Here is a 10,590-nt window from a genome sequence, read left to right as displayed (position 1 = left end):
CGCCGCGCCGCCGGGGGACGAGCGTCGCTAGACGGCCCGCAGCTCGCGCAGGCGCTCCGTGAGCCGGGGCTCGTCCAGCCAGCTCAGGTCCTTGTCCACGCTCGTCTCGATGCGGTTGCTGACCTGCTTGCTCACCGTGCCGCGGAGCAGGCCGAGGAAGTGCGGCGGCGCGATGAGCACCAGCGAGTCGTAGGCGTGCTCGTTGAGACCCTTCTCCAGCACCTCCGCGAGCTCCTGGGCGAACTTCTGCTTCTCGACCTCCTTGGGATCGGTATCGGGCGCCGCGCCGGGCCGGCCGAGGTACGTGCCGCCCCCGCCGCCGCTGATGTTGCCGTTCCCGCCCGGGGTGCCGTTCGGCTTCCGCCCGTGCGCGTCGGCCATCAGATCCCGCACGCGCGCCCGGCTCTCGTCGTGACTGTAGGACTCGAGCAGGGTAAAGCCCTTGCCCGCAGGCTCTTCACGATAGAGCTGGGCACGGCTTGCGTCGGAGACCAGGATCCACGTCTTCCGTGCTGCCTTGCTTGCCATAAGCCTCCACAGGGAATCAACGCTTCCCTTGGGTTACGTTAAAGACCGACCCCCTCCATCGCAAGCGGCCAGAGAGCCCAAACCGACGAGATTCGACCGGATTGCACGCGAGGGCGCGGGATCGAGCGGGCTCATCCACTTTGATGTGCGTGAATTCGAGGAGAACGGGAGAGGGCGAGAGCGGCTCAGGAAGTTGTTGAGTGAGAAATACGGCCTTCGGTGTACTAGCCGAGGCCGCGGCGGGTGGCTCGGGTTGTCGCGCGACAGAGGTGCTCGCCCTCACGCTGCGCGCCGGCCGCCGCGCCGAGAAGCTCTGTCCGCCCGATGTCCTGCCGGGGGGCCGGGCTTCGGCAGCTTCGCGGTGGCCTCGCGCCGGCGGCCTCAGCCTTGTTTCCTGGGACCTCCGCCCCGCTCCGCACCCCGGCGTCCGCTCCGCCGCCGCCGCCGCAGCTCCGCGCGCCAGCAATCTCCGGCGGGGCTGCTCGGTCTGGTGCCAGCACACGGGGGGCGAGCACGGGGTAGACCGGGCGCCCGGTGACCGGGCGCCCGGGCGCCCGGGCGTCGTAGTCGCCGTCGTATGGACCCGCTACCCGCCCTAACCTTCGCCTACCTTGACCTTCTCCATCCATTCTCCCATCGTGATGACACCCCCTGATTGTTCGGGCCGTCCGTGGTCTTTGGGCGGCAGGACGTCTTGCATCAGATCGATGCGCTTCCACTCGGCGAGCGGGGTCTCACACGCGTCCTTCGGCACGTACCGAGACGGGGCCACCTTGGTGTACCGGTGAACATAACGCGGGCAGTTGATCCATACGTCCGACACCGTGACCCGTACGATGAGATCGGCTTCCTTGTACTCCGCGAGCAGCGGATCGTCCGTGTGCACCGACGCCGCCCCCTGAAGACGCAGGCGCAGCGGGTTCTCGAAGTCGATGAACAACATCCCGATCTGCGCGTTGCCCGCGATATTGCCCATCGAGAAGAACATGCCGTTGCCGTCGTAGCTGGGGAACACGACGGTCTTGGGATCGATCACCTTCACGAACCCGGGGGCCCCCCCTTTGTACGAAACGGTGGGCCGGCCTTGGTGATCGATCGTCGACAGGAAGAACATGTCCCGCGCTTCGATGAAGGCCTTGTTGTCGTCCGTGACCTCGGGCTGGACCACGAGCTGTTCGACGCGGTCCGCCAGCTTGCTGGTGTTGAATCGCTCCTGCAAGGCGCGATGCTGCTCACCGTAGAATCGGCTCATCGTTCTCTCCTCTCTGTTTCGTTCTTCGTCCCGATACGAAGATACACGCGCGATCTTGCGCCCCGTCTCATTCGAGCTCCACGGCGACACGCCGCGCGTCGGCGCGCGCATGATCGCGGTCTGAGCCGGCGCCGCTCGCGGCGGCGTTCGCCGCGCGCACCATCGCGCAGAGCGCCCGGTTGATCGCCCGCGTCATGTCCGGACGTTCGCTGAGCAGCGCATAGAAGTCGCCCTGTTCCAGCCGGAAGAGGCGCGTCCTCTCGACGGCGGTCACGCTCGCGGCGCGCGGGCTCGCGTCGAGGAGCGAGAGCTCGCCGAATACCTGGTGCGTGCCGAGCTGCTGGAAGGTGCGGTCGCCGTCGTGCACGCGCACGCGCCCCGACGCGACGACGTAAAGGCAGTCGCCGAGCTCGCCCTTCTCCACGACGCGCTCGCCGGGCTCGACCTCCCGCTCGGTGAGGAGCGCCGCCACGCCTGCGAGCACCTGGTGGGGAATCGCGCGGAACAGGCTCGCCTGATGCAGCACCATGACCTTGTCGATGGTCGTGTAACCGGCCGTCTTCGACGGGGCGCCCAGCCGCGCGGCCGCCGTCTCTGCGACCAGCGGGTCGGGATCGTTCACGGCCCGCTCGATCGCTCCCCGCGCCGCGCCAGACTCCGGGTCGAGCGCGCGCAACGCGCAGGCGCGAAGCCACGGGCTCACCCACGCGTAGCGGCCCATCGCGAGCTCCACCAGGCGCTCGGCGCGCGGGCGCTCGGAGAGCGTCCGGCCGCGCAGCAGGACCTCGGGTGAGGTAAAGAGCTGAGCGACGAGCTCGTTGTGCTCGGAGGAGAGCGCCGGCGCGAGGGTGTCGAGCGCATGCGAGCGCCATCGCGGGTCGCCCACCTTCATCGGCAGGCTCGCGCGATCCAGGACCTCCGCGGGATACGAGAACGCGCCGAGGAGCGACATCACGCGCCGGCAGCAGCCATCGCGCAGGTGGTCGAGCGCGGCATCCACGAGCGAGCCCGGATCGTCGGTCCACACGTCACAGGCGGCGGCGAGCATCTCGGCGCCCTGCGAGGATACGTCGCGCAGCCGCGCATCCGCGACGTCCTCGCCGTGCTGCTCGCCCATGTAGTACTCGGTGAGCACCGCGCCCACCACGCCCTGCTCGGTATTCCGCGTGACCGCGAAGAGATGATAAAGGATATGCACGCTCCTCGCGATCATGACGTGCTCGAAGCGCCGCGCCCTGGAGAGCCGCGCCTCGCCCGCGAGGTCCATGCCCTGCGCGAGCAGCGTCGCTCCGGCGAACGCATCGTCCACGCCGACGCCGAAGCGATACCAGGCGTTCTGCAGCGCCTCACCGATGATGGCGTATTCGATGGCGTCGTTGCCCGGAACGGTCCCGCACCAGACGGGCTTTTCGCCGCCCAGGCGCAGGCTCTGGAAACCGCCGACCCACGTCGCGACGATGTCGGTCGCATCGCGGCTGGAGCTCTCCTCGTGGTAGAAGTCCACGAGCCGGCGGCGATCCACGGCGTCGAACGGCACGCCCATGGCGTACAGGATCTTCAGCAGCAAGCTCACGGGGCTCAGCTTCGCGAGCACGTCGCGCGTGGCGAGGCGCTTGCCGCCGAACTCGAAGGTCTGTGGCAGCGGCCCCTCGATGTGGTAGCGCGTGATGGACTGGTCCGGGAGGCGGCACTCCACCACGAGCCAGTCGTGCGGAATGGCGAGCTCGCGGTCGCCCACGCGCCAGGCGAGGACGGGCGAATCGTCCGCGCGCTGCATCGGCCGCGTGAAGATCGACGCGTCGATGTTCGATACGAAGCACGGGAGCGAATCGGGAATCTGATCGCGGCCGTCCGAAAGGATCGCCGCCGCGAAGGCCTCGCGCATTCCCGGCGGGCAGCCGTAATTGGATTCGACATATTCGGCGGTGTGGTCCTCGGGGTCGGCGAAGAACGAGTCGAGCGTCGGGTCCTGCGCCACCGCCGCGCGGCCGAGCGTGCGAATCCGCACCACGTTGTCCTGCCCCACGAGCGCCTCCCGCAGGCCCGAGCGCCCGCCGGTCGCCTCGACGATCGACTCGAAGCGGATCATCACGCCGGAGCGCACGCGCGCGATCGTGTCGTGCTGCCAGCGCATCATGCCGACCGCGGTATCGGCCGCGCTGAGCGTGTCCGCGCAGTGCAGCTCGATCTCGCCCGACCGCACCACCGCCGCGCTGATTCGCCGCGCGACCGCGCCCATGTAAATGACGACGCCGAGCTTGAGCGCGACGCCGTGCAGGAAGGTCTGGATGTCGGCAAGCTTGATCCCGCGCTTGCCGCGGTACTCGGAGAAGTCGTAGGTCATGCGCTCGGGCATTCCGAGCGAAGCCATGAGGTGCGCGACCTCCTTGTACACGCCGATCAGGCGGTTCCGGCCATACACCTCGCGCTGCTCGCAGACGACGACCTCGTGGTCCCGGAGCCGAAGCTGAATCGCCGCCATGAGGCCCGCAGGCCCTGCGCCCAGGATGAGCACGCGCTTGCGGGGAATGCCCGGATCGACCGAGGCCGAGACGAGGCGCTTGCGGTGGCGGAGCAATCCGTCGACCGAGAAGCTCAGCTCCTCCAAAGTGTCGTCGCAGGCGAGGAACGCCACGTCGCCGGACGGGCATGCGAGCGCGGGCAGCCGGTCGCCGATCGCGTCGAGGTCCATGGGCACGGCATCGAAGGGGCGACCGAACGCCCGCGACTCGAGCATCGCGCGCACCTCCGGCGGCAGCGGGCTGCTGCGCACGAGCGCGCGACTGTGACTGGTGCGGGGCGGCGCCTCATGGAGCGTGGAAAGGATCGAAACGCCTTCTTCCATGGGCGACGGAAGCGGGGCCGCGTCTCGCCGCAGCGGCTCGCCCCTGCGGGCGCGCTGCCAAAGGGGGGAGTTGCTGGGGACGGCGCTACGGGGAGAGAACGAGACGAACGAACGGTCGGACACGGACGACATGAGTCTTCCCCCTGGGGATGGAGTGTGCTGAGGTCATGAGAGCGGAGACGGCGAACTGGATGCAGCCGAGAGCTTCGAGGTGCGCGACCGTGAGAGGTTCGCCCGCACAAGGTGACTCCGACCTGTCAGGAAATTTCCGCCCAAGACCGACAGTTGACGTGGCGTACAAGAAGTACGATCCACCGATCCGCCTAGAAAAATCAAGTGCCACCACGCAGGAAGAGAGCGGCATATGCCTCGATGGCAGTGCCCGCCGGCCGCTCCGTGGAACGATCTTCGGCCGGACGTTCGTCGAGCTATCGATGGGCGCGCAGCCAGGCCGATCGAAACCGATCTCCCCGATCACCGATCGCGCCTGGCGTTGAGCCACCGCAGCTTGTCGGGATTGGCCATCGCCCGGATGGCGCGCACCACGCCGCCGTCGATCTCGAGCGTGATGACGACGCGGATCGCGGCGTCCGCGCCGCCGCGCAGGAGGAGCGCCGGCTCGCCGTTGACGTCGCCGTTCGCCCCGTCAAAGGGCCGGCCGGAAGCCGCGGAGTCGAGGCGACGAAGCGCGCCACCGCCTCGCGGCCGCGCAACGGCGCCAGCACGGCGCCGGGAAACCGCCCGCCGCCGTCGGCGTCGAGCGCGACGTCCTCCGCGAGCAGGTCGACCAGCCCGCGCAGATCGCCCGAGCCCACGCTGTAGGCGAAGCGCGCCACCAGCTCGCGGTGGGCCTCCGGGGTGGGCGGAGAGCGCGGCCGCTGCCGTTCGAGGGCGGGCGTGCGGCGTTCCTGCCGGGCTCGGCGTGCCTCGGGCCAGGGGGCTCAGCTCGTCTTGATCGTGAGCTCGTTGCCGCGCCCCGCCTCGAACGGGAGCGACTGGGAGAGATAGCCGTTCCGCGGGTCGCGCACGTAGTCGATATAGCCCGAGGCCTGCTCGAACGCGTTCTCGCCGATGATGATCGCGCCAGGCTTCAGGTGCGGCTCGAGCAGCTTGAGGACGTCGAGATAAAGGGTGAAGGCGCCGTCGAGCAACACCAGGTCGACATCGCCGGCGATGCCAGACTTGAGGGTCTCCCGAGCGTCGCCGGCCCGGAGCTCGACGAACTCGGACAGCCCGGCGGCGGCGACGTTCGCCCGCGCCCGCTCGACCTTGCTGGGCACGAGGTCGGTCCCGATCAAGCGGCCGCCGCCCATATCGCGGAGCGCGGCAGCCAGATAGATCGTGGAGACCCCCATCGAGGAGCCGAACTCCACGATGCGCTTGGCCTTGCACGCGCGGGCGCACATGTAGAGGAAACGTCCGAACTCCGGGGAGACATTGAGGAAATTCTCCGCGAACCCGTCATACGTGCCTTTCAGATCGCTGGCTTCGTCCTCGAGGACCTGGGTGATCATCTCTTCTCGGGTGGCCGCCTCGCTCTGGGCGCTGGCGGCCAGCGGCGCGTCGGCCGCCTCCGCTTCCTGATGAAGACGCTCGAGGACCTCTGCGACCTGGCCGTTGCTGATTGAATTCATGTCTGCGTTCCCTTTCTTTCTGAATGAACGACCATGACCATGTGAGGTTGGTACCGTTTGACAACCGAGTCGTCCAGGACAATATTGGGCTCGGTTTGAGACCTATGGAGCATCGATGAAGGGCTGCGGCCAGCCCCGGGATCGAGGAGCAAGCCGATGGAACTCCGCCACCTGCGCTACTTCATCGCCATCGCCGAGGAGGAGAGCTTCAGGCGCGCGGCAGAGAAGCTGCGCGTATCACAGTCGCCGTTGAGCCGTCAGATGCAGCAGCTCGAAGAGGAGATCGGCGCGGAGCTCTTCGAGCCATCGGGGCGCGGCGTGAAGCTCACGACCGCCGGGCGGCTGCTCCTGGACAGAGCGAAGACGATCCTCTCCGACGTGGACGCTGCGGCCAAAGAGGTGAGGGAGACGGCCGAAGGCCAGATCGGAACCGTCACGATCGGGTTCGAGAGCGGCTCTGCGTATATAGGCCCGCTGTCGACGATCCTCTCGCGGTTTCGGGAGCTGGCGCCTCGAGTCAACGTGGAGCTCGTGCCCATGAGCAGCGCCCAGCAGTGGGACGCCCTGGGCGCGGGGCAGATCTCGCTCGGCTATGGGAACTACGTCCCTGATGACTCCTCGCTCGAGAGCGTCGTGCTCGCCCGGCATCGCCTGGGGATCGTCGTGCCGAAGCAGCACCCGCTGGCGACCGCATCCACGATCAACGTCAAGGACCTGGCGACCGAGCCCGTGCTCATGGATCCGCGGAAGAGCAACCCTCGTCTGTACGACGACATCATCGCCGCCGTCCGCGCGCGCGGCGTGACCCTGAACGTGGCTTCGGAGATCCTCGACGGAGAAGCCCTGTTGACGCTCGTGGCGAGCGGCTTCGGATTGACCTTCGGCGCGGAGCCCGCGGCTCGTTTCCTCGCGGTCGGCACCGCGATCTGGAGGCCGGTCAGCGATCTCGGTCTGGAGATGCTCAACATCGCGATGTGGCGACCCGACGCGCCGTCTCTCCTGCTAAAGCCGCTCATTGACCTGGTGCGCGAGCTCGGCGTCGCTCCTCGCGATCGGGAGACGGGGCTGCGAAGACATGAGCGCGAGCGCCAGCGGCGACCGCGACGCGGGTAGGTGCGGTGAGCGGCGCCAGCAAGGGCGCGCTCCGCCGGCACCGCCCCGCGCCTCGTACCGGAGAACCCGCCCCTCGTCGGGCAAAACCCCTGCCTGGTCATCCGTCGCTCGATCCCGCCACGTCGTCTGGCAACGTGGCTGCCCTATGACATCCCGTACACGACGAGATCCTCTGCCGAGGGTCGTCGCCCTCACCGCGCTGGCTGCCCTCAACCCCGCATGCGGATCGAGCTCCGGTACGCCGGACGCGCCTGACGACCTCCGCGGCGAGCTGGAGCGCCGCCTCGACGCCGCGGCGATGGCCGGGTTCTCCGGATCGGCGCTGGTCACGGTGGACGGGGGCACGGTGCTGGCGCGCGGCTACGGCCTCGCGGACCGAGACGACGGCGTGCCCAACGTCACCGACACCGCGTACGATTTCGGCTCCGTCATGAAGGACCTCACGGCGGCGGCCATCTTCAAGCTCGAAGGCGAGGGCAAGCTCAGGGTGACCGACTCGCTCGCTACCCTCTTCGACGACGTGCCCGCCGACAAGGCCGAGATCACCGTCCTGCAAGTCGTCCAGCACAGCGCCGGGTTCGACGAGTACCACGACACCGAGGGAGACTTCGAGCCCATGGCGCGCCTCGAAGCCCGCCGGCGGATCTTCGCGCAGGAGCTGCGGTTCGAGCCGGGGAGCGAGGTCGAGTACTCGAACTCGGGCTACACGTTGCTGGCCGACATCGTCGAGACCGTCTCGGGGCGAGGGTTCACCGACTACGTGCGCGACGAGCTCCTGACGCCGGCCGGGATGCAACACAGCGGCTTCTTCGGCGACCCGGTGTGGGAGCGGGTCGACACCGCCATCGGGTACGGCGAATCGACGTTCGGGAGTAACGACCCGGCCGCGTGGCCGTACACGTGGTCGCTGGTCGGCAACGGCGGGCTGGTCACGACGGTCTCCGATCTGGAGCGCTGGCTGGTCGCCGTCTGGGGCGGGGACGTGCTGGCCCCGGCCGCGCTCGACGCCTACCGGACGCTGTACCTCTCGGGCGCGAGCTTCGAGGGCAAGACGGTGTACGGCTACGCCGGGGGCAGCGACTTCGGCTTCGGGGGGTACGCGGCGGACTGCCCGGAGGCGAACACCCGCGTGATCCTCGGGACGAACGCGTCCGACGCGTTCGATATCGAGCAGCTCGGGGGCGAGCTGGCCAAATTCGTTCTCTCGGCGAAATAGGACGAGCTCAGCCTGGTTGACGGATGCCCACGGTGTTCTCCAGCAACTGCTGCCGGACCTCCCGCGCCCGATCGCGCGACACGGGGACGCGGAGCGTGGGGCCGACCTCGACGAACAGCTCTCCCGCGAGCCGGCTCAGCCCCTGCACGTGCGCGGGGGCGATGAGCCAGTTGCGGTGCACGCGCAAAACGCGGCTGCCGAGGGCGGCCCCGAGCGCGTTGAGGGAGAGGTCCATCGAGAATACACCATCGACGTGGTGGACGTAGGTGAGGCGATCCTCGGTCTGAAATGCAAACATGCCATCGAGGTCCAGGAAGACGAGGCTGTTGCTCTTCCGGGCGACCAGGCGCCGCCGCGCGGCGCCATGGGTCGGCGGCCGGCGCCGCTCGAGCAGCCGTGCCGCGCACGTCGTGACGCGATCGAGCGCGAAGGGCTTCAGGAGATAGTCGACGACGCCCAGCTCGAACCCGTCGAGCGCATACTGCGCCGAGGCGGTGGCGAGCACCACCGCCGGGGGGCTCGCCAGGCCGGCGAGCGACCGGGCGAAGTCGAGCCCCGAGCGATCCCCGGGCCGATCGACGAGGCGGACATCGACGAACGCGACCTCGATGCCGAGCTCAGGGCGCTCGAGCACCTCTCGGGCATCCTCGACGCTCGTCACCGCCGCGATGTCCCCGAAGCTTCCAGTGTCGCGCAGCAGCTCTACCAGGAAGTTGCGCGCCGGCCATTCGTCTTCGATGATCAGGGCGGACAGGGGCTTCATGCGCTCCTCCTTGGCAACACGATCTCGACGCGTGTCCGGCCTGGCTTCGCGTCGACCCGCAGCGATGCGTGGGCGGACTCGAGGGCCATGCGGCGCCGCACCAGGTCCAGACCCCGGCCCCCGGGCCGGGCGGCGCCCGGGTCGAAGCCGGGCCCGTCATCCTCGACGGTGCAGCGCAAGCGGTCCGCGTCGTCGGCGATCCGCAGGGCGACACGGCCGCGGCCCGGCCGACGGAGCGCGCCGTGATGAACCGCGTTCTCCAGCAGCGGCTGCAGCAGCAATGCCGGAAGGACGCAGTCCTCCGCCGACCGGTCCACGTCCCACTCGAACGCGAGCCGCCCGACGTGCCGAGACTCCAGGATCCGAGCGAAGCCCCGGAGCCAGCTCACCTCCTCGCGCACCGTGTGATGGTGCCGTCGCGACTCCTGCATGGCGTCTCGCAGCAGGTCGCCGAGCGTCGCGATGAGGTCGCGGGCTTCGCGCGGCTCTTCGGTCACGAGGCCTGCGATCGTGTTGAGGGTGTTCAGCACGAAATGGGGCTCGAGCGCGGCGCGGATGCGCGCGAGCTCGGCCTCCTGGCGGAGCGCGTGTCGCTCCTGCTCCAGCCTTCGCTCGGCGCCGATCCGGCGCGGCAGCTCGACGAGCAGGGCCCAGAAGCCGAACAGCGCGTCACCGTCGAAGAAGCCGACGACGGCGGTGGCCCCGAACGTCTGCCGCGGGCCTTCGGCGAAGGAGCCGGGGAGCGCCATGACGAGCAGGAGGGCGGCGAGGTGGATCAGCGAGCTGGCGATCCCGGCCGTGAGCGCGAGGGTCAGCAGTTGCCGCCAGACCGGCGTGCGCTGCGTGTCGAGCCTGTGCGCCACCGCCGTGAGCGCGCCGAGGACCGCCGACACCCACGCCGCGATCCCCAGCGCCTCCCGGGCGTCGAGCCTGCTGGTGCTGACCCAGTCGAGCAGCCAGAGCACGGCTGTCGTGATCAGCACGGCCTTGCCGAGGTGGGCCTTCCCGTGGCTGGAGGGCTCGTGCGCCGCCGCCGCGGCGCCACCCGTCTGGGCTAGCATGGTCCGGGCTGGGCCATGGGTTCGTGGGAAACGACATCACGGGAACGTGGCGTCCGCAACGTCATCGCCGCGCGCGACGATCGGCGAAGGAGAGGCGCCGTGCCCCCGCGTGTCCTGTCAGGCGCCCTGAACGGCGCTCACCGGCGCTCCCACGTTCGTCGCCGCCGTGCGTCACGCG

General features: G+C 69.2%; 9 protein-coding genes. 3 read left to right on the top strand and 6 right to left on the bottom strand.

Going from position 1 to position 10,590, the window contains the following annotated elements:
- Positions 1 to 27: 27 nt before the first annotated feature.
- From WME98_RS04005 to WME98_RS03995, 3 genes are all read right to left on the bottom strand, one after another.
- Positions 28 to 528 (bottom strand): host attachment protein, encoded by a 501-nt coding sequence (locus tag WME98_RS04005; RefSeq protein ID WP_437313682.1) that lies wholly within the window; start codon positions 526 to 528, stop codon positions 28 to 30.
- A gap of 595 nt (positions 529 to 1,123) precedes the next feature.
- Positions 1,124 to 1,780 (bottom strand): pyridoxamine 5'-phosphate oxidase family protein, encoded by a 657-nt coding sequence (locus WME98_RS04000; protein ID WP_437950046.1) that lies wholly within the window; start codon positions 1,778 to 1,780, stop codon positions 1,124 to 1,126.
- A gap of 67 nt (positions 1,781 to 1,847) precedes the next feature.
- The gene (locus WME98_RS03995) at positions 1,848 to 4,553 is read right to left on the bottom strand and encodes a cyclic nucleotide-binding domain-containing protein (protein ID WP_437950045.1); all 2,706 of its coding nucleotides are present in this window, start codon (positions 4,551 to 4,553) and stop codon (positions 1,848 to 1,850) included.
- A 362-nt stretch (positions 4,554 to 4,915) separates the two neighbouring features.
- Between WME98_RS03995 and WME98_RS03990 the strand changes: the two genes are divergently transcribed.
- On the top strand, positions 4,916 to 5,122 hold the full coding sequence (locus WME98_RS03990; RefSeq protein ID WP_437950044.1) for a hypothetical protein: 207 nt from the start codon (positions 4,916 to 4,918) through the stop codon (positions 5,120 to 5,122).
- Between the two features lie 444 nt (positions 5,123 to 5,566).
- Here WME98_RS03990 and WME98_RS03985 read toward each other — a convergent pair whose 3' ends face one another.
- Entirely contained in the window at positions 5,567 to 6,259 is a 693-nt protein-coding gene (locus WME98_RS03985; RefSeq protein ID WP_437950043.1) for an O-methyltransferase, read from the bottom strand.
- 156 nt (positions 6,260 to 6,415) lie between these two features.
- Here WME98_RS03985 and WME98_RS03980 point away from each other — a divergent pair, with 156 nt between their 5' ends.
- On the top strand, positions 6,416 to 7,372 hold the full coding sequence (locus WME98_RS03980; RefSeq protein WP_437950042.1) for a LysR family transcriptional regulator: 957 nt from the start codon (positions 6,416 to 6,418) through the stop codon (positions 7,370 to 7,372).
- Between the two features lie 145 nt (positions 7,373 to 7,517).
- Positions 7,518 to 8,588 (top strand): serine hydrolase domain-containing protein, encoded by a 1,071-nt coding sequence (locus WME98_RS03975; protein ID WP_437950041.1) that lies wholly within the window; start codon positions 7,518 to 7,520, stop codon positions 8,586 to 8,588.
- Positions 8,589 to 8,595: 7 nt separating this feature from the next.
- Here WME98_RS03975 and WME98_RS03970 read toward each other — a convergent pair whose 3' ends face one another.
- Together WME98_RS03970 and WME98_RS03965 are read right to left on the bottom strand one after the other, a co-directional pair.
- On the bottom strand, positions 8,596 to 9,351 hold the full coding sequence (locus tag WME98_RS03970) for a LytR/AlgR family response regulator transcription factor (RefSeq protein WP_437950040.1): 756 nt from the start codon (positions 9,349 to 9,351) through the stop codon (positions 8,596 to 8,598).
- Entirely contained in the window at positions 9,348 to 10,412 is a 1,065-nt protein-coding gene (locus WME98_RS03965; RefSeq protein WP_437950039.1) for a sensor histidine kinase, read from the bottom strand. The genes WME98_RS03970 and WME98_RS03965 overlap by 4 nt, the downstream gene beginning before the upstream one ends.
- Positions 10,413 to 10,590: the final 178 nt, after the last annotated feature.

The organism is Sorangium sp. So ce296, assembly GCF_051529605.1.
In the GTDB taxonomy this organism is placed as follows: domain Bacteria; phylum Myxococcota_A; class Polyangia; order Polyangiales; family Polyangiaceae; genus Sorangium; species Sorangium cellulosum_D.
The sequence above is the reverse complement of the archived record's forward strand: the minus strand, read 5'-3'. Positions and strand labels throughout refer to the sequence as shown.

Excerpts from the sequence above, each read along its gene's own strand:
- WME98_RS03970 (WP_437950040.1), bottom strand. The coding sequence starts at position 9,351 with ATGAAGCCCCTGTCCGCCCTGATCATCGAAGACGAATGGCCGGCGCGC.
- WME98_RS03980 (WP_437950042.1), top strand. The coding sequence starts at position 6,416 with ATGGAACTCCGCCACCTGCGCTACTTCATCGCCATCGCCGAGGAGGAG.
- WME98_RS04005 (WP_437313682.1), bottom strand. The coding sequence starts at position 528 with ATGGCAAGCAAGGCAGCACGGAAGACGTGGATCCTGGTCTCCGACGCA.
- WME98_RS03965 (WP_437950039.1), bottom strand. The coding sequence starts at position 10,412 with ATGCTAGCCCAGACGGGTGGCGCCGCGGCGGCGGCGCACGAGCCCTCC.
- WME98_RS03975 (WP_437950041.1), top strand. The coding sequence starts at position 7,518 with ATGACATCCCGTACACGACGAGATCCTCTGCCGAGGGTCGTCGCCCTC.
- WME98_RS04000 (WP_437950046.1), bottom strand. The coding sequence starts at position 1,780 with ATGAGCCGATTCTACGGTGAGCAGCATCGCGCCTTGCAGGAGCGATTC.
- WME98_RS03985 (WP_437950043.1), bottom strand. The coding sequence starts at position 6,259 with ATGAATTCAATCAGCAACGGCCAGGTCGCAGAGGTCCTCGAGCGTCTT.